The sequence below is a fragment of the Rhizobium chutanense genome (genome assembly GCF_002531935.1).
Classification (GTDB): Bacteria; Pseudomonadota; Alphaproteobacteria; order Rhizobiales; family Rhizobiaceae; genus Rhizobium; species Rhizobium chutanense.
This window is the reverse complement of the sequence record NZ_NWSV01000009.1, coordinates 203,360-230,095: the sequence shown is the minus strand read 5'-3', so window position 1 is coordinate 230,095 and position 26,736 is coordinate 203,360. Positions and strand designations below refer to the sequence as shown.

At 60.4% G+C, this 26,736-nt stretch carries 29 protein-coding genes and 2 tRNA genes; 14 read left to right on the top strand and 17 right to left on the bottom strand.

What is annotated here, in order from left to right; translation table 11 throughout:
* Nucleotides 1-199: 199 nt before the first annotated feature.
* A tRNA-Thr gene (locus tag CO666_RS17020) sits at nt 200-274 on the bottom strand.
* Between the two features lie 155 nt (nt 275-429).
* On the opposite strand from CO666_RS17020, the gene CO666_RS17015 reads away from it, so the two are divergent.
* The 10 genes from CO666_RS17015 (at nt 430) to CO666_RS16970 (ending at nt 6,374) form a co-directional block, all read left to right on the top strand.
* Nucleotides 430-624 (top strand): hypothetical protein, encoded by a 195-nt coding sequence (locus CO666_RS17015; protein WP_097613245.1) that lies wholly within the window; start codon nt 430-432, stop codon nt 622-624.
* Between the two features lie 89 nt (nt 625-713).
* On the top strand, nt 714-2,006 hold the full coding sequence (gene murA / locus CO666_RS17010) for a UDP-N-acetylglucosamine 1-carboxyvinyltransferase (RefSeq protein ID WP_097613244.1): 1,293 nt from the start codon (nt 714-716) through the stop codon (nt 2,004-2,006).
* Between the two features lie 95 nt (nt 2,007-2,101).
* Nucleotides 2,102-2,533: a DUF2948 family protein gene (locus CO666_RS17005; RefSeq protein ID WP_097613243.1), complete on the top strand. Its 432-nt coding sequence runs from the start codon at nt 2,102-2,104 to the stop codon at nt 2,531-2,533.
* Nucleotides 2,534-2,591: 58 nt separating this feature from the next.
* Entirely contained in the window at nt 2,592-3,890 is a 1,299-nt protein-coding gene (hisD, locus tag CO666_RS17000; protein WP_097613242.1) for a histidinol dehydrogenase, read from the top strand.
* A 4-nt stretch (nt 3,891-3,894) separates the two neighbouring features.
* Nucleotides 3,895-4,368 carry a UPF0262 family protein gene (locus CO666_RS16995; protein ID WP_085736091.1) on the top strand — a complete coding sequence of 158 codons (474 nt, stop codon included), beginning with the start codon at nt 3,895-3,897 and terminating at the stop codon, nt 4,366-4,368.
* A gap of 5 nt (nt 4,369-4,373) precedes the next feature.
* Complete coding sequence (locus CO666_RS16990; RefSeq protein ID WP_097613241.1) at nt 4,374-4,850, top strand: arsenate-mycothiol transferase ArsC; 477 nt, start codon at nt 4,374-4,376, stop codon at nt 4,848-4,850.
* Nucleotides 4,851-4,973: 123 nt separating this feature from the next.
* Nucleotides 4,974-5,192 carry a translation initiation factor IF-1 gene (infA, locus tag CO666_RS16985; RefSeq protein ID WP_003545338.1) on the top strand — a complete coding sequence of 73 codons (219 nt, stop codon included), beginning with the start codon at nt 4,974-4,976 and terminating at the stop codon, nt 5,190-5,192.
* Between the two features lie 57 nt (nt 5,193-5,249).
* Nucleotides 5,250-5,870 (top strand): Maf-like protein, encoded by a 621-nt coding sequence (locus CO666_RS16980; protein ID WP_028757471.1) that lies wholly within the window; start codon nt 5,250-5,252, stop codon nt 5,868-5,870.
* Between the two features lie 36 nt (nt 5,871-5,906).
* Entirely contained in the window at nt 5,907-6,119 is a 213-nt protein-coding gene (gene yacG / locus CO666_RS16975; RefSeq protein ID WP_085738838.1) for a DNA gyrase inhibitor YacG, read from the top strand.
* A gap of 179 nt (nt 6,120-6,298) precedes the next feature.
* Nucleotides 6,299-6,374 (top strand) — tRNA-Phe (locus CO666_RS16970).
* 283 nt (nt 6,375-6,657) lie between these two features.
* On the opposite strand, the gene CO666_RS16965 is transcribed toward CO666_RS16970, so the two are convergent.
* Genes CO666_RS16965 through CO666_RS16950 form a run of 4 tightly spaced genes read right to left on the bottom strand, consistent with a single transcriptional unit; the run spans nt 6,658 to nt 10,387 of the window.
* Entirely contained in the window at nt 6,658-7,431 is a 774-nt protein-coding gene (locus tag CO666_RS16965; RefSeq protein WP_097613240.1) for an ABC transporter permease, read from the bottom strand.
* Nucleotides 7,415-8,245: an ABC transporter ATP-binding protein gene (locus CO666_RS16960; protein WP_097613239.1), complete on the bottom strand. Its 831-nt coding sequence runs from the start codon at nt 8,243-8,245 to the stop codon at nt 7,415-7,417. The genes CO666_RS16965 and CO666_RS16960 overlap by 17 nt, the downstream gene beginning before the upstream one ends.
* 12 nt (nt 8,246-8,257) lie before the next feature.
* Complete coding sequence (locus CO666_RS16955) at nt 8,258-9,259, bottom strand: ABC transporter substrate-binding protein (RefSeq protein WP_097613238.1); 1,002 nt, start codon at nt 9,257-9,259, stop codon at nt 8,258-8,260.
* A gap of 45 nt (nt 9,260-9,304) precedes the next feature.
* On the bottom strand, nt 9,305-10,387 hold the full coding sequence (locus CO666_RS16950) for a 4-oxalomesaconate tautomerase (protein WP_097613237.1): 1,083 nt from the start codon (nt 10,385-10,387) through the stop codon (nt 9,305-9,307).
* Between the two features lie 113 nt (nt 10,388-10,500).
* Between CO666_RS16950 and CO666_RS16945 the strand changes: the two genes are divergently transcribed.
* Nucleotides 10,501-11,400: a LysR family transcriptional regulator gene (locus CO666_RS16945; protein WP_097613236.1), complete on the top strand. Its 900-nt coding sequence runs from the start codon at nt 10,501-10,503 to the stop codon at nt 11,398-11,400.
* Nucleotides 11,401-12,024: 624 nt separating this feature from the next.
* Complete coding sequence (locus CO666_RS16935) at nt 12,025-12,255, top strand: hypothetical protein (protein WP_097613235.1); 231 nt, start codon at nt 12,025-12,027, stop codon at nt 12,253-12,255.
* A 49-nt stretch (nt 12,256-12,304) separates the two neighbouring features.
* On the opposite strand, the gene CO666_RS16930 is transcribed toward CO666_RS16935, so the two are convergent.
* Complete coding sequence (locus CO666_RS16930) at nt 12,305-13,261, bottom strand: helix-turn-helix transcriptional regulator (protein WP_097613234.1); 957 nt, start codon at nt 13,259-13,261, stop codon at nt 12,305-12,307.
* 164 nt (nt 13,262-13,425) lie between these two features.
* Here CO666_RS16930 and CO666_RS16925 point away from each other — a divergent pair, with 164 nt between their 5' ends.
* The gene (locus CO666_RS16925; protein WP_097613233.1) at nt 13,426-14,364 is read left to right on the top strand and encodes a nuclear transport factor 2 family protein; all 939 of its coding nucleotides are present in this window, start codon (nt 13,426-13,428) and stop codon (nt 14,362-14,364) included.
* A gap of 141 nt (nt 14,365-14,505) precedes the next feature.
* On the opposite strand, the gene CO666_RS16920 is transcribed toward CO666_RS16925, so the two are convergent.
* Nucleotides 14,506-15,357 carry an IclR family transcriptional regulator gene (locus CO666_RS16920; protein WP_097613232.1) on the bottom strand — a complete coding sequence of 284 codons (852 nt, stop codon included), beginning with the start codon at nt 15,355-15,357 and terminating at the stop codon, nt 14,506-14,508.
* A gap of 222 nt (nt 15,358-15,579) precedes the next feature.
* Between CO666_RS16920 and CO666_RS16915 the strand changes: the two genes are divergently transcribed.
* On the top strand, nt 15,580-16,269 hold the full coding sequence (locus CO666_RS16915) for a YoaK family protein (protein ID WP_097613231.1): 690 nt from the start codon (nt 15,580-15,582) through the stop codon (nt 16,267-16,269).
* Nucleotides 16,270-16,353: 84 nt separating this feature from the next.
* Here CO666_RS16915 and CO666_RS16910 read toward each other — a convergent pair whose 3' ends face one another.
* The 10 genes from CO666_RS16910 to CO666_RS16865 all read right to left on the bottom strand — a co-directional run bounded on the left by CO666_RS16910 (nt 16,354) and on the right by CO666_RS16865 (nt 26,720).
* A complete protein-coding gene (locus CO666_RS16910; protein WP_097613230.1) occupies nt 16,354-18,171 on the bottom strand; it encodes a methyl-accepting chemotaxis protein in 1,818 nt (605 codons plus the stop codon).
* Between the two features lie 420 nt (nt 18,172-18,591).
* Nucleotides 18,592-19,575: an AraC family transcriptional regulator gene (locus CO666_RS16905; RefSeq protein ID WP_097613229.1), complete on the bottom strand. Its 984-nt coding sequence runs from the start codon at nt 19,573-19,575 to the stop codon at nt 18,592-18,594.
* A 171-nt stretch (nt 19,576-19,746) separates the two neighbouring features.
* On the bottom strand, nt 19,747-20,667 hold the full coding sequence (locus CO666_RS16900; RefSeq protein ID WP_097613257.1) for an intradiol ring-cleavage dioxygenase: 921 nt from the start codon (nt 20,665-20,667) through the stop codon (nt 19,747-19,749).
* 32 nt (nt 20,668-20,699) lie between these two features.
* Entirely contained in the window at nt 20,700-21,764 is a 1,065-nt protein-coding gene (locus tag CO666_RS16895) for a maleylacetate reductase (protein ID WP_097613228.1), read from the bottom strand.
* 27 nt (nt 21,765-21,791) lie between these two features.
* Nucleotides 21,792-22,109, bottom strand: coding sequence for a YciI family protein (locus CO666_RS16890; protein WP_097613227.1), 318 nt, complete (start codon nt 22,107-22,109; stop codon nt 21,792-21,794).
* 1 nt (nt 22,110) lies between these two features.
* Nucleotides 22,111-22,761 (bottom strand): ABC transporter ATP-binding protein, encoded by a 651-nt coding sequence (locus CO666_RS16885; protein ID WP_097613226.1) that lies wholly within the window; start codon nt 22,759-22,761, stop codon nt 22,111-22,113.
* Nucleotides 22,754-23,542 (bottom strand): ABC transporter ATP-binding protein, encoded by a 789-nt coding sequence (locus CO666_RS16880; RefSeq protein ID WP_097613225.1) that lies wholly within the window; start codon nt 23,540-23,542, stop codon nt 22,754-22,756. The genes CO666_RS16885 and CO666_RS16880 overlap by 8 nt, the downstream gene beginning before the upstream one ends.
* Complete coding sequence (locus CO666_RS16875) at nt 23,539-24,483, bottom strand: branched-chain amino acid ABC transporter permease (RefSeq protein ID WP_097613224.1); 945 nt, start codon at nt 24,481-24,483, stop codon at nt 23,539-23,541. The genes CO666_RS16880 and CO666_RS16875 overlap by 4 nt, the downstream gene beginning before the upstream one ends.
* A gap of 2 nt (nt 24,484-24,485) precedes the next feature.
* On the bottom strand, nt 24,486-25,382 hold the full coding sequence (locus CO666_RS16870) for a branched-chain amino acid ABC transporter permease (RefSeq protein ID WP_097613223.1): 897 nt from the start codon (nt 25,380-25,382) through the stop codon (nt 24,486-24,488).
* A 51-nt stretch (nt 25,383-25,433) separates the two neighbouring features.
* Complete coding sequence (locus CO666_RS16865; RefSeq protein ID WP_097613222.1) at nt 25,434-26,720, bottom strand: ABC transporter substrate-binding protein; 1,287 nt, start codon at nt 26,718-26,720, stop codon at nt 25,434-25,436.
* Nucleotides 26,721-26,736: the final 16 nt, after the last annotated feature.

The window sequence follows — 26,736 nt, the reverse complement described above, 5'->3', positions numbered from 1 at the left end:
AGCAGCACACACGACAGAATGAAAACTGTCAGGTATCATCCCGGTCCAAACTGTCGACCATCAACCCGGTCGTTCAACAAAGGCTAACGGGAACGGAGAGTTTGCGGCATTGTCCCTTCGCCCCGTTTACGGGGAGAAGGTGGCGGCAGCCGGATGAGGGGCAGCCGAGCGCGTGAGAAGCAGTGTCTGGAAAGAAAACTGGTGCTGCCGAGTGGGATTGAACCACCGACCTCACCCTTACCAAGGGTGTGCTCTACCACTGAGCTACGGCAGCAGGACCAGGACCCGTGGAGCCAAGCGGCTCAATTGCGGGAACGGGGCGGCTATTGCCACAGCTTGACGGCAAGCGCAAGCAGCAAATTCCAACTTCGCGTGGATTGGCATGCAAGGGCCTTTTGGATCGGCGCGAATTCGGCTAATCCTGTTGGCATGAACGACAAGACCGAAACCGGCCAGCAGAGCCGCAAGCAAGCGCTCGAGGCACAGGCGAAACTGCGCCGCGAGCGCGCCGCCGACAAGCTCAGAGAAAATCTTTCGAGACGCAAACAGCAGGTGCGCGCCCGCCGTTCCGGCCAGGCCGATGAAACAAATGGCCTGCCCGCCGCAAAAATGGACGAATCGTAATGTTCCGTCCCTCGCCAATTGAAGCGTTTTGATAAATCCCCTAAACACCCTCCTTCTTTCAAGGCAGAACTTTCAGGAAGTAAGCGCACATGGATCGTATCAGAATCGTCGGCGGTAATGAGCTGAATGGCATCATTCCGATTTCCGGCGCCAAGAATGCCGCACTGCCGCTGATGATCGCCTCGCTTCTGACCAGCGATACGCTGACGCTCGAAAACGTGCCGCATCTGGCCGATGTCGAACTCCTGATGCGCATCCTCGGCAATCATGGCGTCGATGTCGCCGTCAACGGCCGTCGCGAGCGCCAGGAAGATTCCTACGCCCGCACCATCCATTTCACCTGCCGCACCATCGTCGATACCACGGCCTCTTATGAGCTGGTCTCGAAGATGCGCGCTTCCTTCTGGGTCATCGGCCCGCTGCTGGCGCGCGAAGGTCATTGCCGCGTATCGCTGCCGGGCGGCTGCGCCATCGGCACGCGCCCCGTCGATCTCTTCATCGACGGCCTGACGGCGCTCGGCGCGACCATGGAAATCGATGCCGGTTATATCAATGCCAGGGCGCCGGCCGGCGGTCTGATCGGCGCGCGCTACACCTTCCCGAAGGTCTCCGTCGGCGCCACCCACGTGATGATGATGGCGGCAACCCTTGCCCGCGGCACGACGGTCATCGGCAATGCCGCCCGCGAGCCCGAGGTCGTCGATCTCGCCAACTGCCTGAACGCCATGGGCGCCAAGATTTCGGGGGCGGGTACCGCGACCCTCACCATCGAAGGCGTCACCTCGCTCTCCGGCGCCCGCCATCGCGTCCTGCCGGATCGCATCGAGACCGGCACCTATGCCATGGCGGTTGCCATGACAGGCGGCGACGTCGTGCTCGAAAATACCGATGTGGCGCTGCTCGAAACCGCGGTGGAAACGCTGCGCCGGGCCGGTGCCGAGATCTCGTCGACCAACAATGGCATGCGCATCAAGCGCAACGGCGCCGGCATCAAGCCGGTCGATATCGTCACCGATCCCTTCCCCGGTTTCCCCACAGATCTGCAGGCGCAGTTCATGGCGCTGATGACCCGCTCTTCGGGCGTTTCGCACGTCACCGAGACCATCTTCGAAAACCGCTTCATGCATGTGCAGGAGCTTGCCCGCCTTGGCGCCCGCATCTCGCTCTCCGGCCAGACGGCGAAGATCGAAGGTGTCCAACGCCTGCGCGGCGCCCCGGTCATGGCGACGGACCTGCGCGCCTCCGTTTCGCTCGTCATCGCCGGCCTTGCCGCCGAGGGTGAAACCACGGTCTCCCGCGTCTATCACCTCGACCGCGGCTTCGAGCGGCTCGAGGAGAAGCTGACCCGCTGCGGCGCCATCGTCGAGCGCATCAGCGAGTAAGCACCCTTCATCGCGGTTGCGTAATTGATCGCAGCATCTTATTTCCCTTGTCTGACGCATCGCCATTCCGGCGGTGCTTGCTGGGATGAGGCCGAATGACCGATCTGAAGCTTGTGGCGCTCGATGACGAGGACCTTGCGGTCGTTTCCGCGCATATGCAGGACAGCGTCTTCAAGGTCGGCGATATCGACTGGTCGCCGCGCGACGCGCAGTTCGCCCTTGCCGTCAATCGTTTCGTCTGGGAAGGTGCCGAGCGCAAGCGCAAGGGTTTCGAGCGCCGCCGGGCGGCCCTGGTCTTCAAGCGGGTGCTGGCCGTGCGCTCGCTCGGCATCGATCGTGGCAAGCGCGACGAGGTGCTGTCGCTGCTGGCGCTGCGTTTCGAGCGGAAGGACGAGGGGCCGGAGGGCACGATCGAGCTGTCTCTGTCCGGCACCGCCTCGATCGCGCTCGACGTCGAGTGCATCGAGGTCCAGCTGGCCGATATCGGCGGTGCCTGGGAGGCTTCCTCCAAGCCGCGTCATCGCTGATGTGCTTGGCGCTTGAAGTTTGAATATTGCGGTTTCGAGTTGAGAAGGAATATCGGCCTTGGCAATCTGGCTGGATCAGGCATCTAAAGGTTTCGAGCAGCATTTTGCCGCCTTTCTGACGACGAAGCGCGAAGTTTCCGAGGATGTGAACGCCACCGTTCGCGCCATCATCGATGATGTCAGGGCCCGCGGCGATGTGGCGCTCGCCGAATATTCGCTGAAATTCGACGGCATCGATTTCGCCAAAGTCCCGATGCGCGTCACCCCTGAGGAGATGGACGCAGCGATCGAGGCGGTGCCTGCCGAAGTGTTGGGCGCGCTGAAGCTTGCCGCACTGCGCATCGAATCCCATCATCGCCGGCAGCTGCCAAAAGACGATATCTACGAGGATGATCTCGGCGTCGGTCTCGGCTCGCGCTGGACGGCGATCGAGGCTGTAGGCCTCTATGTGCCGGGCGGCACCGCGAGCTATCCGAGTTCGGTGCTGATGAATGCCGTGCCGGCCAAGGTCGCCGGCGTCGAGCGCATCGTCATCGCCGTTCCCGCCACCGGCGGCGCCGTCAATCCGGCGGTGCTGGCCGCCGCCAAGCTTGTCGGCGTCACCGAGATTTATCGCGTCGGCGGCGCCCAGGCGATCGCCGCTCTTGCTTATGGCACCGAGACGATCGCGCCGGTCGCCAAGATCACCGGCCCCGGCAATGCCTATGTCGCCGCTGCCAAGCGCCACGTCTTCGGCACCGTCGGCATCGATATGATCGCCGGCCCTTCCGAGGTGCTTGTCATTGCCGACAAGGACAACAATCCGGATTGGATCGCCGCCGACCTGCTGGCGCAGGCCGAGCACGATGTCAGCGCCCAGGCAATCCTGATCACCGACGATGCCGAATTCGGCAAGGCGGTGGAACAGGCGGTCGAACGCCAGCTGAAGACGCTGAACCGGGCCGAGACGGCGGCGGCAAGCTGGCGCGATTTCGGGGCGGTCATCCTCGTTGCCGATTTGAAACAGGCCATTCCGCTCGCCAACCGCATCGCCGCCGAGCATCTGGAGCTTGCCGTTGCCGATCCGGATCGGCTGCTCGACGGCATCCGCAATGCCGGCGCGATCTTCATCGGCGCCCATACGCCAGAGGTGATCGGCGATTATGTCGGCGGTTCGAACCATGTGCTGCCGACGGCGCGGTCGGCGCGTTTCTCGTCCGGTCTTTCGGTGCTCGATTTCGTCAAGCGCACCTCGATCCTGCGCCTCGGCCCGCAGCAGTTGCGCACCCTCGGGCCGGCGGCAATTGCGCTAGCCGTCTCCGAAGGCCTCGATGCCCATGCGCGATCGGTCGCGATCCGCCTCAACCTCGAAAGGTGAGGGCATGGCCAAGGGCGATTTCCGGCTCTGCGACGTCGTTCTGGACGATACGATCGGCCGTTCGACGCCCGATGTCGAGCATGAACGCGCCGTCGCCATCTTCGATCTGATCGAGGAGAACAGCTTTGCGCCGCTCGGCCATGCCGGCGGGCCTTACCGGCTGAACATCTCGCTGGTCGATTCCAAGCTGGTCTTCGCCATCACCACCGAAGAAGGCGGCGCGGTCGCCACCCATATCCTGTCGCTCACCCCCTTCCGGCGGATCGTCAAGGACTACTTCATGATCTGCGAGAGCTATTATGAAGCGATCCGTTCGGCCACACCGAGCCGCATCGAGGCGATCGACATGGGCCGGCGCGGCATCCACAATGAAGGTTCGCAGACGCTGAAGGACAGGCTGGCCGGCAAGATAGAGGTGGATTTCGACACCGCCCGGCGGCTTTTCACCCTGGTCTGCGTGCTCTACTGGCGCGGGTGAGGGCGATGGATCTCGGCGCCGACATCGAGGGGGGAAAGCGGCCGGGCGCCATCCTCTTCATGTGCGGGATGAATGCCATCCGCTCGCCGATGGCCGAGGCGATCGCCCGCAGCATGCTGCCTGGCAACACCTATATCCGGTCGGCCGGCGTTCGCGCCGGCGAGCGCGATCCCTTCGTCGATGTGGTGCTCGATGAGATCGGGCTTTCCCTCGGGCGCCGCCTGCCGCAGACGCTGGAAGAACTCGAGGACGATTATTTCGATCTGATCATCACGCTGTCGCCGCAGGCCCATCACGCCGCCCTTGAGTTGACCCGCTCGAATGCGATCGATGTCGTCTACTGGCCGACCATGGATCCGACCGTTGTCAGCGGCACGCGCGAGCAGATTCTGGAAAGCTATCGCGAGGTTCGCGATCACCTGACCGGCCTCATCGAAAGCCGGCTCCTCAAGCGAAATGGCATAGCCGCGCAATCGGCTTGAAAACAAATAAAGGAAAGCCTGATCAACAAGGTTCACAAACCATCGTTGATTGTGTAGTTTCCGCGCAAATTTTTAAGGCGCGCGCTGCGCTGCCTCTTCAACCCACAGGAAGAAAACACCTATATGCCTAAAGAAGAAGTCCTCGAATTCCCGGGTATCGTCACCGAACTTCTGCCGAATGCGACGTTCCGCGTGAAGCTCGAAAACGAACACGAGATCATCGCCCATACCGCCGGCCGCATGCGCAAGAACCGTATCCGCGTTCTCGCCGGCGACAAGGTGCTGGTGGAAATGACGCCCTATGACCTGACCAAGGGCCGCATCACCTATCGTTTCAAGTAAGCTTGCCCGAAGGTCCTGCAAGGGCTTTTGCTCCCGTCTGCCGATGGTCGAGGTTCCATGACGCTGAAATACAAGCTCATTCTGGCCTCGGGCTCGCCCCGTCGCGTCGACCTGCTCAACCAGGCCGGCATCGAGCCGTCGCGGCTGATGCCAATGGATATCGACGAGGCGCCGAAGAAGTCGGAGCATCCGCGTTCGCTCGCCCGCCGGCTTTCGGCTGAGAAGGCCGAAGCTGCCCTTGCCGCCATCAAGGGCGATATCACCTGGAAGGGCAGCTATATCCTGTCCGCCGATACGGTGGTCGCCGTCGGCCGGCGCATTCTCGGCAAGGCCGAGTTCGCCGACGAGGCGTTGAGCTCGCTGCATCTCTTGTCGGGTCGCAACCATATGGTCTACACCGGCGTTTGCCTGGTGACGCCGGATCGCAAGATCCGCCAGAAGATCGTCGAGACCAAGGTCCGCTTCAAGCGGCTGTCCGGCTTCGAGATCGAGAACTACCTGGCCTCGGGCCAGTGGCGCGGCAAGGCAGGCGCCTACGGCATCCAGGGCCTTGCCGGCACCTTCGTGCAGAAGATGGTGGGCTCCTACACCAATGTCGTCGGCCTGCCGCTTTATGAAACCATTCTGCTTCTGACCGGCGAAGGCTTCGATGTGCACAGCCGGTGGCCCGAGGGCTGAGCCGCACGGCTCATTCCTGGATGAGGACGGACCGAGATGCCTGAAGACAAGAAAGCCGCCGCCAAGGTCGAACCGCTGCGCAAGACGCGCCCTTGCCCCGAATGCGGCAAACCCTCCCACCGCGAACATTACCCCTTCTGCTCCAACCGCTGCCGCGAGGTCGATCTCTCTCGCTGGCTGACCGGCGCCTATGCCATCCCGGTGGCCGAGGATGAGACGAAGGCCGATTACCCGGACGAGGAAAACTAGACAACTCCGCCCGCGAAGCTCTTATTTTTCCACATGAATCCGCAAAACCGGCAAGACCGTCAAAAAAGAGTCATTTGACGCTTGCCATGGCCGAACAAGATGCTATAACCCCGCTCGCTTCCGGGGCGAACCAAGGCCCCGCGGTTCTTTTTCTGAAAGGCACCAGCGGAAGCAGGTTAGCCCAGGTAGCTCAGTTGGTAGAGCAGCGGATTGAAAATCCGCGTGTCACTGGTTCGATTCCGGTCCTGGGCACCACTTTGATTTCCTTGCATCATCAGGTGATTTTGAACCTTCGGAAAAGACGCTCATTTGTCGGCCGTGGCTGCACACCGGTAGCAGCGCGAAACGTGGTGGCGAGGGTCTAAAAACGGTTCGGCCCGCGCGATGGCGGGCCGGGGCAAGGATCTTGGTTCGTTGGCGTTTGCCGCAGGCTGGTTCGCCTGTCTCGATGGAATGTTTGCTTGGGTCCCGTCAAAAGCACAGCGCTGTTTCCCAGCGACGCGTCCATGACGGCGGCTGTCGCGGCCTGAAGATATCGTCAGGCAGGCCGTTCGGAAGCACTCGTTCTCCACTTGATCAGATGCTTTTCGGCGACGTCCAGGATGCTGTCGATAATCAAGACAAAGATCGCCAGGATGAGGATGCCTGCGAAGACGCCGACCGCATCGAAATTGCCTTCGGCCTGAGCGATCAGGTAGCCGAGACCAGCGGAAGAGCCAAGGTATTCACCGATAATCGCCCCGACAACGGCGAAGCCGACCGAAGTGCGCAGCGAAGACAGAATCCAGCTTGCCGCTGCCGGGAAGTACACATGACGAAGCAGGTCGGATCGTTTGGCCCCCAGAATGCGGGCGTTCGACAGGACCACCGGATTGACTTCACGGACCCCTTGCATGGCGTTGAAGAAGGTGACGAAGAACACCAGCGTCACGGCGAGCGCCACCTTGGACCAGAGACCGAGGCCGAGCCAGAGAACGAAGATCGGAGCAAGGACGACACGGGGAATCGCATTCAGGCCCTTGATGAAGGGGTCCAGAATGCGCGCAGCCGAACGGCTGAGGCCGAGCCAGACACCTGCTGCCACGCCAAGCGCCGTTCCGACCAGATAGCCGAGTACGGTTTCCGTCAGGGTGATGGCCACATGGCTGTAAAAGCTGGTGTCCAGGACCCAGGAAACGACCTGCTTGAAGATATCGGCCGGAGCGGGGAAAAAGAAGACGTCGATGACGCCGGTCGCGACACCGAGCTGCCAGCCGCCGACAATTGTCACCAGCAGCACGACCTGGATGAGGCGTTCAGTCATGACGTTCATAGCTTTTCTCCACTTCGCCACGTAGCGACGACCAGATGTTGCGGTAAAGATCCATGAAGCGCGGATCGAGTTTGATTTCGGCGACATCGCGCGGGCGTTCGAGATCGACGGGGAAGCTATCGATCACGTGCGAGCGCGGTCCGGCGGCAAGCACCACGACCCGATCACCGAGAGCAATAGCCTCCTCGAGATCGTGGGTAATCATCACCACGGCGCGCCGTTCCTCCTGCCAAAGCCGCAACAGCTCGTTCTGCATCAGGTGGCGAGTATGGATGTCGAGCGCGGAGAAGGGCTCGTCCATCAGGATGACTTTGGGGCCGGTGATCAGCGCCTGCGCCATCTGCACGCGCTTGCGCTGGCCGCCGGAAAGCTGATGAGGATAACGATGCTCGAACCCTTTGAGTCCGACTTTCGCCAGCCATGTCGTCGACTGCTCGCGGCGTTCAGCAGCGCCGACACCCTTGAACATGGGGCCGAGTTCCACGTTCTCGATCGCAGTCTTCCAGGGAAGCAAAGCATCCTGCTGGAACAAATAACCGATATCGTTCTGGACCCCGCGCACGGCCTGACCATCGATTGACACGCTGCCGCTGGCAGGTTTCAGAAGGCCGGCAATCGCATTGAGGATGGTGCTCTTGCCGCATCCGGTCGGTCCGACGATGGCGAGGAACTCGCCATCTGAGACCTTCAGGTTCACATCCTGCACCGCCACATAGGCGCCGAAGGACATGGTGACCGACTCGATGGAAACCATCGGCTTTGCTTGATTCGCACTGTCCGTTGGGGGTGCGGTTTTCACTGCGGCCAATGTCATGACCTCCTCCTGTCAGTTGGCGGCGACGTTCGGGACCTTGCCGACGAACTCGTTCGTATAGGTTTTCGTGAGGTCGATTTTGGCCGTGGCGACCTTTTCGTTGAAGCTCTGCAGAACCGCGAGCGGAACCTCGATATCTTCCGCGTTGATGCGCCCGTCCTTCGAGAAGATCGCCTTCGCGTTCTCGACCGCCTTGACGTAGGTGTCACGATCACCGGAAATGAACTCCTTCGGGAGCTTTTCGACGATCTCTTCCGCTGAGTGGCTATTCATCCATTCGAGTGCCTTGACCGTCGCATTCGTGACCTTCTGGATGGTCTCCGGATTCTCATCGATATAGCTCTGTGTGGCATAGAGCACGGAGGTTGGGTAAATCCCGCCGTAGATCGCCTTGGCGCCCTCGTCACTGCGTGCGTCGATCAAGATCTTGCCGACACCCTTGGCCTCGATGACGGTTGCTGCCGGGTCGTAATTGACGAGGAGGTCAACCTTGCCCTGTTCGAGGGCCGCGACGGCGGCAGACCCGGAGCCTACGCCGATCAGCGAGACGTCGTCCGCGGACAAGCCGTTGCGCTGCAGATAATAGCGGACGAAGAAATCGGAGGACGAGCCTGGCGAGGTGATCCCGACTTTTGCGCCCTTGATCGTTTCCGGTTTTGCCGGGTCGAAACTACTGTTCTTACCGCCGGCCAGCACGAGCCCCGAATTGCGGGCGAGCTGCACGAATGCCACGACATCCTTCTTCTGCGACTGCATCTGGATCGTATGGTCGTAGAACCCGACGGCAATATCCGTCGAGCCGGCAACAAGCGCCTGAAGCGTCTTCGATCCGCCCGATGCAAAGTTTTCGACGGTCACCTCCAGGCCTTCCTTTTCATAAAGGCCGAGCCCTTGGGCGACCGGAAAGGGAAGATTGTTGAGGTTGTAAGAGCCGACGCTGATGCGGACGGGATCCGCGAAGGCGGAGCCGGCGAAAGCGATAGATGCTGCGAGGGCGAGCATGAGTTTGCGCATGATGTTTTCCTCCTGTTGGTGGCGCCCTCCCGGCCGCCACGGTTATTATGCCGCGCAACCCAGTTGCGTGACAGGTTTTGCGAAGACTTGCCCTTCGAACAGTCGTCTGGCTGTTCGCAGGATTCCGGCGACGACCTTGCCGTCCCTTTCATAAAGCTTGACGTCCAAGTGGCCGCTCGGGTGCTCAATCGAGAGCAGCAGTGGTGGCGTTTGCGTCCCCAGCAGCAGCGAGGCGACCGTGCCTTCCTTGATGCAGGCGGTAGCGATCCCTACAGCCCCCGTGGTTGCAAGCGAGGGGTGGCATTGATGCGGCATGAAATAGCGCACATTGATGTGCCCACCCGAACGCGGCCTAGAGATGAGGACAGGCTTCGGGGTCACCTGATTGCGCACATCGCCAAGGCCCATCCTTTCGCCGGCAGCGATCCGCAGCTTTTCCAGCCTTCCTAGCAATTCCTTATCGGCATTGAGTTCAGCCGCGGATTCGAACCCGCTTGCGCCGATCGAACCCGCCTCGATCAACATCATCGGCATTGCGCAGTCGATACAAGTAACGGCCACACCATCGATCAAGTCGACCGGCTTGCCGGTGGGAAAGAGCTTTCCGGTACGCGCTCCCGCGGCGTCCATGAAAGTCAATGCGATCGGCGCTGCACTGCCGGGCACGCCGTCAATTGCAGCTTCGCCGAGATAGGAGACGCTGCCGTTTGGAGTGGGGACGTCGGCGTCGATGAGCTTACCGGTGTTGACGTTGTGGATCCGGACGAGCGTCGTCTCTCCCCGCACGGGGATAAGTCCGGCTTCGATGGCAAACGGACCGACCGCAGCCAGCATGTTGCCGCAGTTTGGCGAAGTGTCGACGATCTGTTGATCGACACGCACCTGCGCAAAGAGATAGTCGACATCGGCACCGGGGATGGTGGCCGGCCCGACGATGGCCACCTTGCTGGTGACGGGGTTGCCGCCGCCGATGCCGTCGATCTGCAGCGGATGGCCCGAACCCATGACGGACAACAGGATCTTGTCACGCGCGTCGGCGGACGCGGGAAGATCGCTTGCCAGGAAGAACGGACCCTTGGAGGTGCCGCCTCTCATCAAAACGCAAGGGATCGCCAACAGGTCGTTCATCGCTTGTGCTTCCATTGAAATTATGTCAACGCCGTATCAATCGGCGCGTTTGATCCAATTATTGGAAGAGGCGTTGATTTGTGAATTGCTAAGAATCGGGGAATTGATGCGTAATGAGCATTAATTGTGACATCTTGGATCTCCGCGCCTTCCTCAGCGTGGTCGAACTGGAGAGCTTTCATCGCGCTGCCGATGCGCTGCATCTGTCGCAACCCGCCTTGAGCCGCCGGATCCAGAAACTGGAGCAGGTGATCGGAGCGCCTCTGCTGGAGCGAACAACGCGACATGTGTCGGCGACGGCCCTCGGGACAGAGCTCGTTCCGCTTGTTCGGCGCATGCTGGAGGAATTCGATGGCTCACTGTTCGCGGTTCGGGAGGTCGGAGCCAATCGAGGCGGATTGGTGACGATCGCGTGTCTTCCGACTGCTGCCTTCTACTTTCTGCCAACGGTCATCCGCCAGTTTAACGCGGAGTATCCGAACATCCGCTTTCGCATCCTCGACCTGCCGGCAACCGACGGCCTCCAGGCCGTTGCGCGCGGCGAGGTGGAGTTCGGCATAAACATCATGGGCACCTCGGATCCGGACCTGATCTTTGACCGGCTTGTGGAAGACCCATTTGTGCTTGCGGCACGCAAGGATCACCCCCTTGCCAACAAGCCATCGGTCGGCTGGGCGGAACTTGAGCCCTATCATTTGATCACCGTCCATCGTTCCAGCGGCAACAGAACCCTCCTCGACGCGGCCCTGGCAAAGTCGAACATCAAGCTTCGCTGGTTCTACGAGGTAACCCATCTCTCGACCTCACTCGGACTGGTAGAGGCGGGACTGGGGATTTCGGTGCTGCCGCGCATGGCGACCCCGCAAGACGATCACCCGTTTCTAATCACACGCCCTATTCGCAATCCCGAGATATCGCGCACTATCGGCGTCGTTCGCCGTCGTGGCGGCACCTTGTCGCCCGCGGCCGAGAGGTTTCTCGAAATGCTGATGGGCGCATGGGGAGGCGAATGAAATCGCCTCCATGGGCCGCTATCGGATTAGCCATTCGGTTTCACAGCCAAGGCGGTGGGTGCAGAGCGGCTGAGGTGTAATCGGCATATGAGGTTCTCCACAATCATCCGGAGCCGATGGTGAGGTCGATCATTTGGCAAACACTGTTTCGGTTCGGGGCTTGCCGAGTGAGAGGTGCCTGAGCCTGCTTGAGGGGCTGCGTGGGACCCTCATACCCAAAAACCGCAGGCAATACGCAGTACCCGCAACATACGTTGCATGCGCCCGGCATATTTACATTGTGTCAATCATTCGAGCCCCAGTTTGGGCTATCCGAAGGGGCGCGGTCTGTACCTCCTATCGCCATAAAGGCGACCTTCGGTGCAGGGCCTCCTGCACCCATCATTAGGAAACATCTGTCCATTTGACGCCCCGATCTCGGCATGTGCACCGACATCGGGACGGTCCAATCCGAGCCGATCAAGTGCAAGCAATCCCCGAAATCACCACGTCCTTTGATCGGAGCGTCGCCCAAGGAGTGATCGCGCATGAGAAGGGCATGATCTGTTTTCTTGATTCTCCCGTCTGTTCCTACCAAGCGACATCGAGACCGTCGCTGCCTGATCTCAAAGCGAAAGAATTTCAATGAGCAATATTATCACCTTCCCTATCGGAGACACTTTGCCGGCGCCCGAGCCGGATGAGAGCGACCTGGCCCTTGCGCAAGAAAAAATGAAGGATGTTCGCAACCAGATCCAGAACGTTTTCGCCACGCTGATTGCCTTTCATGACGAGTTGGCCAAAAGGATGATCACCTCGGCCAGCCTGTCAGAGCCGGCAAATACCAATATCCCGGAGGCACAAGGGCAGCTATAGCGATCGGTTGGAACGACCTGCCGATGGCTATCGTGCCGACGATCCGGAGTTAGTTCGACAAGGCTGATCGGGTTGAGAGTTCCTTCGTCAGCAGGCCGCCGGTATGGCTGATTTCGGCATCATTGCCGGCGCGAAACTCCTTGGGCGGAGCACCGAATTCGCGTTTGAAAGCGCGGCTGAAGGCAAATTCGGACTCGTAACCGACGCTGGTTGCGACCTTCATCAGCCGGTCATCGCTGTTTTTCAGCTGTCGAGCCGCCAATTTCATGCGCCATTGCGTTAAATAGGTCAGCGGCGGGACTCCCATGCAGCGGTTGAATCGTCGGGCAAACACCGAGCGGGAAAGGCCCGCGGCCTGCGCCAGCGACTCGACGGTCCATGGATGGCTGGGATCCCGATGGATCTCTTGCAGCACCCTTTCCAGTGCGGGATCCTGCAAAGCCGACAGCCAGCTCCTCTCGCCGCCACTGCGAAGGTGAGCCATGCGAAGCGTGCAAACGAAGACCGCTTCAAACAGGTGAGCGATCATCAGCTCGCTGCCGCTATCGGGATTTTGGCACTCGCTGCGGACCGCGCTCATAATGGCGGAGAAGCGCTGATCTGCGGCAATATCCTGAGCCGAGAGGTGGACGAACCTCGGGAGCATGGGGATGGCGGTCCTCATGGCCGCATTCTCCACTCCGAAGCTTGCACACACCAACTCGGTCACATTGTCCGATACGGCCTCCAACGGCAATCGTTTGAATTCCTCGAGCGGCTGCGGCACGAATTCCACGGGGTCGACAATGCTATGGCTGCAAGCGTGCGTGATGATGACATCTCCGGGGCCGAACCGGTATAGGCCCGTCTCACCGGTGCGAACCCAGCACTCTCCTTCCATCAGCACGTGAAGGAGCACGTCGCTTTGCGCATCGATCTGGACACCCCATGGCGGCTTGATGCGGCTGATGGAAACCTGGAGCAGGCGGCCGACGCTCGACTTCAGCCAGTTTGAGAGGACATCCATTCAAAATCCATCCGATCGACACGATCTGCTATGTTTTAGTGATTTTATATCATGGATCATCCCATCCGGGAAGGCTAGATCGGATCCAGCGCTGAAGCGCAGATGCAGCCTTTCGAACGAATAAGAGTTTCGAAAAGCGCTGAAGATCGATGGAAGGAGAAACCATGAAACGACTATCCAATGCCGTCTTTGCGGCCACATTGGCCATCGCCGTTCCCGCAATGGCAGCCGAGCATCAGAACGCTGCCGATGTTTCGCACGCGACGCCTGAAACGGCGAAAATGTTTGAGAAGTACTTCGCGACAAAAACGTCCGAGGACGTTGAAGGTACGATGTCCTTCTTCTCGAAGAAACTCGCCACCTACACCGACGCGACGCTCGGCTGGCCTATGGATTACGACTACGTGCACGGCCTTTTCGAAAAATACATGCCGAACTGGGGGAACGGAAAATCCTATCCGGTTCAGGTGCTGGGCGGTGCGGAGAAAGGAAACGGAAGCGCGATCGTATCCTTTGTCGATACGCCGGAACTTTTCGGCGGCGAGCTGCGGATCCTGGGTGCGGTCGATTTCAAGGACGGCAAGATCGTCCGCTGGGTCGATTATTGGGACAGCTCGGCCTATGACGACGGTCTCTATAGCAAGTATAAGACCGCACCGGCAAGCTTTCCCACCGATTTCAAGGAAGGCGAGGTCGGAACCAACGCCAGCAAGAAAATCGTCGACATCTCCACGCACCTGCAAAGCGCGCTGTCGGAGGGCGATGCAGGTGAAGCTGCGGCGCTCTTCTCCGACGACGCCGAGTTCGAAGATATGGCGATCCGAACCAAGATTCGCGGAAAGGCTGCAATCGAGCGATATCTTCAGCGTGTCGCTTCGGTCGCCCCTTTCGCCGACCAGTCGCGGCTGCGCCATGTCGTGGGCAGTGATGCAGGCGGCGGCTTCGAATGGTTCGCCTCGTCAAACTCGACGGTGAAGGGCGGGATTACGGCGCTGTCGCTCGATGCTCAAGGCAAGATCATCTCCGCGACGACGACCTATGACGAGCGCCTGCTCGATCGCAAGGTCGCCGAGCAACTGGCAAGCGCGTCGCTGGAGCCGTAACGCTGGGGAAAGCGACCCGCTTACGAAAGAGCCCCCGCGCTATCGTTCATGGCGCGGGGGCATCGCCGATCACCGGCCGAATATTGAATGCCTGGCTAGGGATGACCGCCGGCCTGAACCATCATGATGTGCTCATCCTACTCAGGATCGTCGTGAGGCCGTGAGGGCCGATTCCATCGCAGCCTGACATTCTCGCAGCGCTTCTTTGAGAACGGGCAGGCGCTGTTCGTAGCGCGATGCAGGCACTACGACCGAGATCGCGTGAGGCGGCATTCCGGGAACGCGGATCGGCATGCCGACGGCGCAGACCCCCGGCGCGTGCTCCTCGCGATCGTAGGAGAAGCCCTCAGTTCGGACGTTTTCCAGTTCGGAGAGCAGGCTCCTCAGATTGGTTAAAGTGGCCGGCGTCAGCGCTGTAAACGGTTCGTCCAGGAGCGCCTCGATCTGTTCCGTGGTCATCGAGGAAAGCACTGCCTTGCCGTTGGCCATCGCATAGAGCGGTCGCGGCCGGTCGGTAATCGGAACGACACGCAGTTCCTGATCGGAAATGATGCGATCGAGAAACGCCACTTGCCGTCCATGGCGCGTGGAGATGTCGACCGTTTCATGCGTGCGTTCGAACAGTTCTTGCAACTGCGGACGCACACGCACCGCGATCGCCGATTGGCCGGCCTGCGCGAGTTGTTGCAGGCCCCAGCCTGGCCGCACGCCGCTGTCGCCGGTCTCAACCAGATCTTCGGCGGCCAGGGCATCGACAATCCGCTGGACGGTCGAGCGGGGCAGGTTCGTGATCTTGGCGAGCGCGCCGAGGCTGAGGCCATCCTGCTTCAAGGCGCGTAAAATCGCGGCGGCCCGGGCAATGACCTGGACGCCGCCCTCTTTCGAGCTGTTTTCTACTCCATCGCCCATAATTTTCTCCTTGCCGCGATTTCCGCATTGCGGTACACAATAATCACAATACGGTACAAATAACCATGTGCAGTGTGAGGACATACATGAGTGGCCACGCTTCCCGCAACCTTGTCGGAAATGCCCGCGGCAGCTGACGGGTTCTCAGCGCGCCATCATCGCAAAACTCCTGAAACCATCCGCTCGTAGCAATGACACTTCCGCTGCTCGATAGAGAGCAGCGAGTTCTTCAAATTTTGCTGCAAGCCATCACCAACTTCATGCGCCGCCTGCCGTGACCAAACGGCAGGCGGCTGGAGATTGCCTATGAAAAATATCAAGCCGGCGCCGCTTCTCGCTTTCAATGCCGGATATGTCGATACATTGGGTTTCCTTTCGCTCCATGGCCTTTTCACGGCGCATGTGACCGGCAACTTCGTGACCATCGGTGCGGCCATGGCGCAGGGCGCCACAGGGATTTTGACGAAGCTGCTCGCTCTGCCGGTCTTCTGCCTCGTCGTTATTCTTTGCCGGGCCGCAAGCCACACGATGATCGCAAGGCGGCTTCCGGACTTGCGTGTGCTTCTATGGGCGAAGATCCTGTTGCTGATTTTCGCCGCCGGCCTCGCCTTGCGGTTCGGTCCGTTTGCAAATGGCGATGCGCCGATGACGATGCTCGTCGGCATGGTGCTGGTCGCAGCAATGGCCATTCAGAATGCAACGCATCGCATGCATATGTCCGCAGACGCGCCGAGCACTCTGATGACCGGAACGACGACACAGATCCTGCTCGACAGTGTCGATCTGATGCGGAGTGCTACGGTGGAATCGCGCGAAAAGCTGCGTGCCCGATGGGCGAGGTTGCTGACCAGCCTTGGCTCCTTTGCCACGGGATGCGGCATAGCTGCTGGGGCTTGCATCTACCTCGGCATGGCAGGTTTCATCCTGCCGCCGGTCGTCGCGTTTCTTTCCTGGTTCGCTGTTGAGCTAGGGGCGGGGACCGAAGCGAAAAACTAGGCCCGTATGAAGACGTATCTGGCGAGGCGGTGCATCGAACCGCCGGCATTTCGACCGGCGGCCCGCTTTGAGTTCGCTGACAGCTCAAGCTGCGTGGAGATGCCGCTCGATCTCAGGGCGGCCTTCATTGACACGGAAACCGCGGATAAGAGCAAGCAGATCTTCCGTGTCGGCAGCGAGTGTCTCTGCTGAGGCGGTCGTCTCCTCGGCCATCGCGGCATTCTGCTGGGTGGCAGCGTCGAGCTGGTTCATCGACGAAGAGATCGAGCGCAGCGTCGTATCTTGTTCCGAGGCGCTGTGGGCGATCTTCGCGACGATGTCGCTGGCGCCCTTGATCTGATCCGAGATGCGCTTCAGCGCTTCACCGGCTTCGCCGACCAGACGGACGCCTTGGTCGACCTGATCTGACGAGCGGGCGATCTGGTCTTTGATCTCCTTGGCGGCCGCAGCGGAACGCTGGGCCAGCTCGCGCACCTCCTGGGCGACGACGGCAAAGTCCTTGCCGGATTCACCGGCGCGGGCCGCTTCGACGCCGGCGTTCAGCGCGAGGAGATTGGTCTGGAAGGCGATCTCGTCGATGACACCGATGATCTTACCGATCTCGGCAGAAGATTTCTCGATACCGCTCATCGCTTCGATCGCCTGGGCGACGACGGCGTCGCTGCGCAGCGCTTCGGTGCTGACGGCATGCACGCGCTTGCTGGCGTCGCCGGCGCCTTCCGCAGTCTGACGAACGGTGACGGTAAGCTCGTCGAGAGCGGCCGAGGTCTCTTCCAGGCTGGCGGCCTGGCGCTCGGTCCGTTGCGACAGCTCGTTGGAGGCGCGGCGGATCTCTTCTTTGCTGAGACCGATGTCGTTACCCCTGGCCTTGACGCGTCCCATTGCTGCTTCCAGATGCGACAGCGCTTCGTTGAAGTTGTTGCGAAGGCCTGCATAATTCACGCCAAGATCGCCGCAACGCACGGTCAGATCGCCGCGAGCCAGCTCTTCGAGCGCCTGCCCGATAGTGGATACGACACGGCCTTGTTCACGAGCCTCATTCTGCTGCTGTTGCAGGTTCCGTTCGCGTTCGGTGTTGATTTCCAGCTCCTGCACGGCTTGGCGCTCAGCCAGCGCATGGCGCTCGCGGATTTTTTCCTGCAGCGCCTGGATAGCCTTGGCCATCATACCGATTTCGTTGCGCATCTTCTCATGCGGGATGACGATCTTCACGTCCTCGTCGGCTACGGCCTTCAAGGCCGCATGGACGTCGGCGAGTGGCCGCGTAATGCCGCGAATGCAATAGAAGGCGACACCGATGCCGATGAGGAAGACGATGCCGCAGATGAGGAGAGCATCCCACATGGTCTCGTTGATCTGTGCCTGCAGGTCGTCCAAGTAGACACCGCAGCCGAGCACGATCTGCCAGGGTGCGAAAGCGGCGGAATAGCTGCCCTTCAGGAAGAAGTCGCTATCGGGATTGCCGGGCTTATTCCAGTAATAGATCGTGCGTCCGCCGCCCTTGATGCCCTTCTCCACCATTTCCCTGCTGAAACGGGTGCCGTTCTTGTCGACCTGCGAGGACATATCCTTGCCGATACTGGCCGGGTTTGGATAAATGCGCAGAATGGTATTGTAGTCCAGGCCGAAGATAAAACCGTTCGGCGCGAAATTGATATGCGAAATCACCCGGTACGCTTCCGCCTGGGCGGCCTCGTGCGTCATTTCTCCGGATTTCTCGCGCTGGTAATATTCGTTTAAAACCGAAATGCCGGACTCGACCTGAGAGCGCAGCATTTCGAAGCGGCTATTAAAAATAGAATCGGCATTCGACCGGATTTGAAAATAAGCAGACACGCCGAAGGCGGCAACAAGAACGCCGACAAGGGCGAAGAGCTGATGGGCAATTTTGAGATTCTTCATAAGGCCTCGCAACAGGAGCAATGGGTCGAATCCGGCGCGGTATCCTACCGCCTGTGCGACCGTTCAGATGAGACCTGACGAATCTACAGCTGCTGAAGTATCATGCGGCTGCCGGCTGCAATCAAAATTGAATTGTTTCTCTAAGAAAACTTTAAGCGGCACATCGGAATTTGCCGCTTGCGTGGGATAGACTACCCATATTCCGCAGACCTTCCCGTTTAACGCATCTTTCGACGATCTGCCGTAAAGTCACAGCCGACCTCAACCTCACACAGGCGCACGAACGTCCGTCGACCACGCGATTTTGCGAGCACTCCGTCAGCTCATATCTTCCAGACGAACGGCGATCCATCGAAGGGAGTGAGACAGTTCCAGCTTCTGTCGAAGCTCCTCCATAGGCAAGATCGCTCGAGAAGGTCGCTATCTGCTCCGCAACGTCTGCGACGGCGTCTGGCCGAAGCGACGCTTATAGTCGGTGGCAAAGCGACCGAGATTGGTGAAGCCCCATTTCAAGGCGATGGCCGTGACCGTCAGCCCAGGCATTGCGTCCTGAAGTTCTCCATGGGCTCCCTCCAACCGCAGGTGCTGGAGATAGGCCATCGGCGTGGTCATCTTGAAATCCTTGAACCCTTGTTGCAGGGAGCGTTCGCTGACATGGCAAGCCTTTGCTATCTCGGTGATCGAGATCGGCTGCGATAGATTGGCCCGCATGAAATCAATGGCGCGTTTGACATGGCGCGGTGCCGGCGCCGGCGCCGGCCTGGCGAGTTCTTCGGAAAAGCGATGCGGCACCGTTTCCAGGATGAGGTTCGTCATGGCGCTGGTAAGATTCGACAGGACGAGAGGCGATTGGCGCAGCACGGCATCCCGCACCAACCCGCTGAAAGTTGCCTCGGCGAGTTTCTGCAATATCCGTCCCGGACCGGAGGTCAGGTCAATGTCGGGACGAAAATCGAGGTTGCTGCCGACGAGCCTGCCGAGCATCATGCTCAGCCGGCTTGCCACCTCGTTTCGTGCCAGCATCATAATCAGATGCTGGCGCGATCCGTAAATATGGAGATCGCCTTGTGGCGCTCCATCGGAAATGAAGCCATGCCCCGGGCTGGAATGGTAGCTCTGGTTGTGACTGCTGAAATCTGCATTGCCGTATAGGGGGATGAACAGCAGGAACTTGCCGCAATCTGCCTCGCGCTTGCATCGAAAATCACCCTCCTCGCTGCAAAGACCGAAGGAGATCGAGCCGGCCGAAACGAATTCGCAGTGGAAGGAGATGGTCTTGCTCGCCGTCACCTGGACTTTGATCGGCGAGGCCGCCGTCGAGAGTGCCGCCGACAAGCCATCCGCATCATTGCCGATATAGCGGACGCTTCCTTCCCCCATTGTCGATTTCAGTGGTGATGTCATGCAGCATCTCTATGCAGCGGGGCGCCGAGCTTTTACCAAAAGACCACCTGCCAGGCAGTGAACGCAGCCGTCCGCCTGCTGGCCAAGCCTGACCCGCGGGGATACCCGCGATAGTCGGCAGCGGTGATCGGTTGAATCTCGGTCCACGACATTTGGACCGAGACGCCGGTTTCACACATGGTGCACGATTGCCTTGCCACCGTGCGATCTTGCGAGCACCCAGTCAGCCTGCACCTTCCAGAAGAACGGCGCTCCGTCGAAACCCGCCTCGGCGGCTTCCAGCGTGTCCTCCACTTTCTCGAAGTGGCCGACGAGGCTCTCCTTGACGCCAAAGACGGTATCCTCGCGCAGATAGCGGCAATTCGGCTCGAAGATGTGGGTGATCACGGTGTCGTAGCCTTCCGCCGTGACGATCGCATGGATGTGTGCTGCGCGGAACGGATGGCGCCCGAGCTGGCCGAGCAGTTTGCCGACAGGACCGTCGTCGGGAATGGGATAGAAGCGCGGTTTCACGGTGCGGAACCAGTAACGTCCCTCTGCGTCGGTCGTAAATGCACCGCGCATGTTCTCTTCGGGCTGCACGCCTTTCTGCTGCACGTCGTAGAAGCCATCGTCATTCGTCTGCCAGACATCGACCACAGCGCCCGGAATGAGCCGGCCTTCGGTGTCGCGAACCGTACCGGTGACCAGGCAGGGCTCGCCTTTCATATCCTTGCAGATGTTGTCGCCGTTCGGCAGCATCGGCCGATTCGCGACATAGAAGGGTCCGAGGATCGTATTCTCCGTTGCTCCCGATGGGCGCCGGTTGTTGATCGCGTCGACAAGCATGGAGACGCCGAGGATATCGGAAAGAAGAATGAATTCTTGCCGCCATTCGGTGCACATGTGACCGGTTTCGGTAAGGAATTTGATCCCCGTGAGCCATTCCTCGTGGGTGGGCTCGACCTCCTTTATGAAGGCATGCAGATGCCGGGTCAGCGCATCGATGACCTCAGCCATCCGCGGATGGGCCTTGGTCTTGTCAATGCGTGCATTCACCACAGCGGCCGAGTTCTCCTCGGTGAAATAAGCGAGATCGGTTTGTTTGTTCATCGATGCCTCCTCTGCTTCGTTGCCGAACATGGTCATGAGGCCTGTGGCAAGTCGCCGTGCCAAGCGCGCTCGATAAGCCCATGAATGGCTCCGCGCTCGATCGGCGCGGGATTCCAATAGGGGTTTTGCAAAGCGATATCGACCGCCTTGCCGATTCCATCTGCCGGCATGCCGATATCCCTCAGCGCCGTCGGGGCACGCAGCAGCTTCGCAAGCCGGTACAAACCGAGTGGCGCCGAGCGGGCCGACAGCGCGCGAGCGATACGCTTCATCGCATCCGGCGCGGCCTTGGCATTATAGGCGGCCGCGTGCGGCAGAACGACGGTGTGCGTTTCGGCGTGCGGCAGATCGAAGGAGCCGCCGAGCGTGTGACAAAGCTTATGATGCAACGCCATGCCCACCGCACCGAGACAGGTGCCGCAGAGCCAGGCGCCGTAGAGTGCATCCGAGCGCGCATCGGAATCACGGGGATTTTCCATCAATCGCGGCAACGCCCGGGCGAGCGAAGCAATGCCCTCCTCGGCCATCATCGAGATGATCGGATTGCGATCCTGAGCGTAGAGCGCTTCGACGGCGTGGGCGATGGCGTTCAGACCGGAGGTGGCGGTCAGCCCCGCAGGCAGCGTCAGCGTCAGATCGACGTCGTAGATCACCGTCTCGGGCAGCACTTTTTCGGAGCGGATTGTCGTCTTCAGCCCCTCCTTGGTCTCGCCGAGAATTGGCGTCATCTCGGAACCGGCATAGGTCGTCGGCACGACGATTTGCGGCAGGTCCGAGCGAAGCGCAATGGCCTTGGCGAGGCCGGTGGTGGAACCGCCGCCGATGGCAACGACACCATCGGCACGGCTCTCGGTCACTTGCTCCAAGGCGCGTTCGGTGATTTCGACCGGTGTGTGCATCGCGGCCTCCGCAAAAACGCCGGCAGCGCGCCCGTCAAGGCCCGCCGCCGTCTTCTGCGCTTCCCGTTGCTGCTGCGGCGTGGCCAGGACGATGACCCGTTTCAGACCCAGGCGATCGATCTCCGCCGGCAATTGTCCAAGCGTGCCGAAACCAAAGATCACGCGCGAGGCTAAGCCATTATAGATGAAGGGTTGCATGGAATATCCCGTTGGATCGCGGTTGTTTCAGTTCTGCGGGGTGATGTCTCCGACGCTGCCGCGCCGGAGATGGAAACGGCTGACGCTGAGGCTGATCCAGAGATTTGCCCTGGCAAAGGGATCGGCAGCGTTGAACGCGCGCACATCAGCCTCGTTCTTTGCCTCGACGATGAAGAGCGAACCGATCATCTGCTCGTCGCCGTCGCTCATCAGCGGACCGGATGCATGGATAGTTACGCCGTAATCGGCGCTCGTCTCGAGGAAGGCGCGATGCGTCGCGTAGTGCTCCGCTCTCAGCGCTCCCGCCCCGGGGCGGTCGAGACCGTGGATGCAATAGAGCGGCATGTCAGTGTTCCAATCTGCGGACCTGGCCGCGCTCGATCGAAAAGACGTCGTCGAGCAAATCGGCAACGTGGTGATCGTTCGATTCGGAAATAAGGACGCAAAGCCCTTCCGTCTTGAGGTTCGACAGGATTTCGCCGATGCGCTCGGCCAGCGCCGGGGCGACGCCCTCGGAAGGTTCGTCGAGCAGCAAGGCGCGTCTGCCGACCATCAAGGCGCGACCGAGTGCCGCGAGCTTCTGCTGGCCGCCGGAAAGCTGCGGCGCGTAACGGTCCATCAGGGGGCCGAGTTCCGGGATAAGATCCACGATCCAGTCGACACGCTTCTCGGCATCCTGGAGGCGCATCGCCCAGGCGGGAACCAGGATATTCTCGCGAACCGTCAGGTCGGGGACGAGCCGCCTGTCTTCCGGCATGAAACCGATGCCGAGTGCCGCGCGTCTGTGAGGCGAGGTGGATGTGATATCCGCGCCATCGAACCGGACCTTGCCGGACTGCGGAACCAGCAGCCCTATCAGGGTCTTCAGCGTCGTGGTCTTTCCCGCACCGTTGCGACCGACAAGGCCGATCATGGCGCCGGTCGGCATCGTCAGTTCGACATTGCGAAGAATGGGTGTTCCTTCGATCGATACCGATGCGTTTTCGATCTCAAGCATCTTGTACGCCTCCTTTCTTCAGGCGGGCGCTCACCTTGCCCTCGCCGACGATGTGCGTTTGCACCGTTGGGTGGGCGAAACACTGCTGCGGCGAGGCATCGGAGATGATACCGCCCTCGAAGAAGGCGAGAACCCGGGCGGCATGTTTTTCGACGATCTCCATGTCGTGCTCGATGAACATGACGGTGACCTCGCGGGCCTTGAGAGCACCCATCACGATGTCCATCAGCTCCAGCTTCTCGTCGATCGAAACGCCGGATGTCGGTTCATCGAGGAGAAGCATCTTCGGCATTGCGATCATCGCCATGGCGATGTCCAGGAGTTTGCGAATGCCTTGAGGCAGTTGCGCGGTCTTTCGATGGAGATAGTCGCCGATGCGAAAGTCGCGCAGCAGCATCTCGCAACGGGTAACCCGTTCCTCGGTGAAGGGATCCGAGAACAATGATAGTCCAGACCGCTCCGCGACGGCGGCTGCCATGACGAGGTTTTCCAGCGCGCTGCGGCTGCCGAAAACCTGGGGCACCTGGAACGAGCGACACAGACCGAGCTGCGTCATCTCACGAGGCCTGCGGCCCACGATGGAGGTTCCGAGGAAGCGGATGTCGCCGGAAGTCGGAGCGAGCCAGCCGGTCACCATGTTGACGAAGGTGGTCTTGCCGGCGCCGTTCGTTCCGATGATGGCGACGATTTCGCGCTCGGCGACGCTGACATTGATGTTCTTTGCCGCGGAGACCGAGCCGAAACGCTTTTCGAGGTTCATGACGTTGAGGATGGTGCTCATGCCGGCCTCCGGAAGCGCCCAAAGAGAGACCAGAGGCCGCCTGGTACGAACATGATCGTGCCGAGAAGTGCTGCCCCCAGGATGATCCGCCAGGCCTGCGGGGAATAGTGCATGGCGCCGGCATGGATGATCTCGAATGCGATCGAGCCGACAAAAGGTGCGAAGATAGACCCGGTACCGGAAAGGATGAGCACGAAAACCATCTCGCCCGAATTCGTCCAGTTTGCCATGTTCGGATCGACGTGGCCGATGACAAGCGCCATCAGGGCGCCGGACAGGCCGGCGAGGGCTGCCGCAAGCACATATTTGACATGAACGATCTGTTCGGCGGAAACACCGAGATATTCCACCCGAACCTCGTTGTCGTGGATCGCTTCGGCAAGCCGCCCGAGGGCCGATCTCAGATAGGCGTCGACGCCGAGGCATGTCGCCCAGGCAAATAGCAACACGATGCCGTAGAGCACATATCGTTCCATCGCGGGATCGGGACGCCAGCCGAACCAGGTAATCTCACCGACCGGGAAACCGTCGGTGGAGCCGAGCGCCTCCGAGCGGACCAGAAGTCCGTAAAGGATCATGGAGAATGCGAGACTGAGCATCGCAAAGAAGATTGCCCTGTAGCGCCGAAGCAAAAAGCCGAGACCGATCGAAAGTGCAGCGGCGGCGAGAGCCCCGATCAGCACCCGCAGAAACCCGTCCGTGATTCCGAAATGGAGCGACAGGAAACCGACGGTGTAGCCGCCCAGTGCGAAGTAAAGCGCCTGACCGAAGGAGACGAGACCGGCGCGCAGAAGGACCAGCAGTCCGACGACGACGAGGGCGCGTGCCATCGAAAACAGCAGCAGGGTGATCCCGTTGGGCGGTATCACGAAAGCCATGGCAGCGAAGGCGATGAGACCGAGCGTCGCGGCTGCCGGAACGGAAAGGGGAGATCTCGGCATGTTCAGATCTTTCGTGCTGCAGGCCGCACGAAGAGGCCCTGTGGACGGAAGATGAGCACCGCGGTCATGATTGCGTAGATCACGAAGAGCTCGAGCTCGGGAACCAAGTAGACGGCGAAGGCCCGCCCAAAGCCGACCATCAAGGCGCCGATCATCGTTCCGGCAATCGACCCCATGCCGCCGATCACCACCACGGCGAAGGCAAGGATAATGACATCGACGCCGATGCCGGGTGCGACCGAAATCTTCGGGGCGGAGCTGGCGCCGCCAAGGGCGGCGAGCATCGCGCCGATGATGAAGACCGTCGGAAAAATGCGGTCGACATTGACGCCGATCGCCCGGGCCATGTCGGGATCGTGGATGATGGCAATCAGCAGCTTGCCATAGTTCGTGCGGTTCAGCAGGAACCAGAGGCTGCCGCCGATGACGACCGCCAGCGCAATCAGCAACAGATCGTAAAGGGCAAATGGAATCCCGCTGATGTCGATGGTGCCGAGATCGGCATAGGGCTGGAAGGCGGGATAGGCATCCGTGCCCCACACGAGCAGGATCGTATCGTCCAGGATCAGGAAGAGGGCGAAGGTCGCGAGCACGATGGCGACCTCGTCGCGGCGCTGCAAATGTTTGAGGATCCCCTGCTGAAGCAGCAGGCCGAGCAGACCTCCGACCACGATCGCCGAGAACAGTATGATCGGATAGGCGCCGATCGAGGGGAGGCCGGCATCGAACCAGCGGCCGATGAGGATCGCGCAGACATAGGCGCCGAAGGCATAGAACGAGCCGTGGGCGATATTGAGGATCCGCATGACGCCGAAGATCAGCGTCATGCCAACCGCTACCAGGAAGAGCCAGGCTGCGTAGCCGAGGCCATCCACGAAGATGATGGTCAATATAGACATGGATACACCTGGAAATCGGTTCCTAATGACGGCATAGGCAAAGCCGCGGCTTCAATCGCACTTTGCCCCTGGCATGCCGGCGCTCAGCCATTCCACGGCCTTGGTGCCGTCAGGAGGGTTCACGCAGTCGGCGGAGTAATAAGTGACGTCGGTAACGCCGGGACGGCCGGTCTCGCGATCGAAGCGATAGACGCCGATTGCAGACTCGGTAACCGCCTGCTGACCCTTGTCGTGGGACATGCGTACCTTCGTGCCGAAGGCCTCATATTCGAGGCCGCGGAAGTCGGCCATGACTTCCTCGGTGTCCGGCAGCTGCCCGCCTTTCTTTTCTGCAGCGTGATCATAGGCGATCTTCAGGCCGAGCACGGCCTGTGCGGCGTGGTAAGCGGTGTAGGTCGGCTCGTCACCATAGCGCTTCTCGTAAGCGCTTCTGAACCAGCGATTGAGTTCGGTGTCGCGCGCAAACACGCCGTAAGGTCCGCGACCGGAAATGATGGCGCCATCGGGAAGCCGGTTGCCGAGGCGGAACATTGCCGTCTCACCGGTCGAGAAAACGAGCTGGGTCTGCCGTTGCAAACTGCGCGGAACAAGCTGATAGACCAGCGCCTCGAGGTCGGAGCCGAAGAAGCTCGAGAAAGTTACCTCGGGCCGCTTGCTCAACAGAGCCGAAATTTCCGCACCATATTGACCGGCGCCGACCGTTGGAAATTGCTCGAGCGAAACGGAAAGGGAGGGCTTCAATCCTTTCATTGCGAGGTTGAAGTCGCGCCAGGAATCTTGTCCGAAGGCGAAATTCTGGTTGATGCCGGCATAGTTTTTCAGTTCCGGCATGCGGTTGTTGATGTAACGCGCCGCAGTGACACCATCCATCGTCACATTTGCAGAGGTGCGGAAGACATAATGGAAATTATTGTCTTCAAAGACGCGCGGGGTGCCGCAGGTCGAAAGCACGGTCAGCGTCTTCAGCTCCTCAAGCACCGGCAAGGCCGCAAGACAGGTTCCGGTCGTGACGAATCCAATGACGGCCTGGGGCTTGACGCTCTCCACCAGCGACCGGACTTCCGTGACGATCCGCGCAGGAGAGCCGGCTTCGTCGAGGAGCGTCGTCGCGATCTGTCGTCCCGCCATGCCGCGCGTGTTATAGGGGGCAGGCATCTGACCATTGTTGATGGCATCGATGACGAGTTCGGCGCCATTGCGGGCGGGTATGCCGAATGGTCCGGCGGCTGCGCCGGACAGGTGCGTGACGAGACCGATCTGGATCGGTACTTCCGCGTGAGCATTCATGGCCAACAGGCACAAGGCGCTGGCCGCCAGCATGCAGTTTGTTGCTTTCATGTCATTTCTCCTCCCG

Coding starts and splice junctions, on each gene's coding strand:
- CO666_RS16900 (WP_097613257.1), bottom strand. CDS start 20,667: ATGAACAAACAAACCGATCTCGCTTATTTCACCGAGGAGAACTCGGCC.
- murA (WP_097613244.1), top strand. CDS start 714: ATGGATCGTATCAGAATCGTCGGCGGTAATGAGCTGAATGGCATCATT.
- CO666_RS16930 (WP_097613234.1), bottom strand. CDS start 13,261: ATGGATGTCCTCTCAAACTGGCTGAAGTCGAGCGTCGGCCGCCTGCTC.
- CO666_RS16915 (WP_097613231.1), top strand. CDS start 15,580: ATGAAAAATATCAAGCCGGCGCCGCTTCTCGCTTTCAATGCCGGATAT.
- CO666_RS16935 (WP_097613235.1), top strand. CDS start 12,025: ATGAGCAATATTATCACCTTCCCTATCGGAGACACTTTGCCGGCGCCC.
- CO666_RS16990 (WP_097613241.1), top strand. CDS start 4,374: ATGGATCTCGGCGCCGACATCGAGGGGGGAAAGCGGCCGGGCGCCATC.
- CO666_RS16895 (WP_097613228.1), bottom strand. CDS start 21,764: ATGCAACCCTTCATCTATAATGGCTTAGCCTCGCGCGTGATCTTTGGT.
- yacG (WP_085738838.1), top strand. CDS start 5,907: ATGCCTGAAGACAAGAAAGCCGCCGCCAAGGTCGAACCGCTGCGCAAG.
- CO666_RS17005 (WP_097613243.1), top strand. CDS start 2,102: ATGACCGATCTGAAGCTTGTGGCGCTCGATGACGAGGACCTTGCGGTC.
- CO666_RS16980 (WP_028757471.1), top strand. CDS start 5,250: ATGACGCTGAAATACAAGCTCATTCTGGCCTCGGGCTCGCCCCGTCGC.
- CO666_RS16960 (WP_097613239.1), bottom strand. CDS start 8,245: ATGACATTGGCCGCAGTGAAAACCGCACCCCCAACGGACAGTGCGAAT.
- CO666_RS16950 (WP_097613237.1), bottom strand. CDS start 10,387: ATGAACGACCTGTTGGCGATCCCTTGCGTTTTGATGAGAGGCGGCACC.
- CO666_RS16890 (WP_097613227.1), bottom strand. CDS start 22,109: ATGCCGCTCTATTGCATCCACGGTCTCGACCGCCCCGGGGCGGGAGCG.
- CO666_RS16885 (WP_097613226.1), bottom strand. CDS start 22,761: ATGCTTGAGATCGAAAACGCATCGGTATCGATCGAAGGAACACCCATT.
- CO666_RS17015 (WP_097613245.1), top strand. CDS start 430: ATGAACGACAAGACCGAAACCGGCCAGCAGAGCCGCAAGCAAGCGCTC.
- CO666_RS16865 (WP_097613222.1), bottom strand. CDS start 26,720: ATGAAAGCAACAAACTGCATGCTGGCGGCCAGCGCCTTGTGCCTGTTG.
- CO666_RS16880 (WP_097613225.1), bottom strand. CDS start 23,542: ATGAGCACCATCCTCAACGTCATGAACCTCGAAAAGCGTTTCGGCTCG.
- CO666_RS16920 (WP_097613232.1), bottom strand. CDS start 15,357: ATGTCCTCACACTGCACATGGTTATTTGTACCGTATTGTGATTATTGT.
- CO666_RS16910 (WP_097613230.1), bottom strand. CDS start 18,171: ATGAAGAATCTCAAAATTGCCCATCAGCTCTTCGCCCTTGTCGGCGTT.
- CO666_RS16945 (WP_097613236.1), top strand. CDS start 10,501: ATGAGCATTAATTGTGACATCTTGGATCTCCGCGCCTTCCTCAGCGTG.
- CO666_RS16925 (WP_097613233.1), top strand. CDS start 13,426: ATGAAACGACTATCCAATGCCGTCTTTGCGGCCACATTGGCCATCGCC.
- CO666_RS16965 (WP_097613240.1), bottom strand. CDS start 7,431: ATGAACGTCATGACTGAACGCCTCATCCAGGTCGTGCTGCTGGTGACA.
- infA (WP_003545338.1), top strand. CDS start 4,974: ATGCCTAAAGAAGAAGTCCTCGAATTCCCGGGTATCGTCACCGAACTT.
- CO666_RS16870 (WP_097613223.1), bottom strand. CDS start 25,382: ATGTCTATATTGACCATCATCTTCGTGGATGGCCTCGGCTACGCAGCC.
- CO666_RS16995 (WP_085736091.1), top strand. CDS start 3,895: ATGGCCAAGGGCGATTTCCGGCTCTGCGACGTCGTTCTGGACGATACG.
- CO666_RS16875 (WP_097613224.1), bottom strand. CDS start 24,483: ATGCCGAGATCTCCCCTTTCCGTTCCGGCAGCCGCGACGCTCGGTCTC.
- CO666_RS16905 (WP_097613229.1), bottom strand. CDS start 19,575: ATGACATCACCACTGAAATCGACAATGGGGGAAGGAAGCGTCCGCTAT.
- CO666_RS16955 (WP_097613238.1), bottom strand. CDS start 9,259: ATGCGCAAACTCATGCTCGCCCTCGCAGCATCTATCGCTTTCGCCGGC.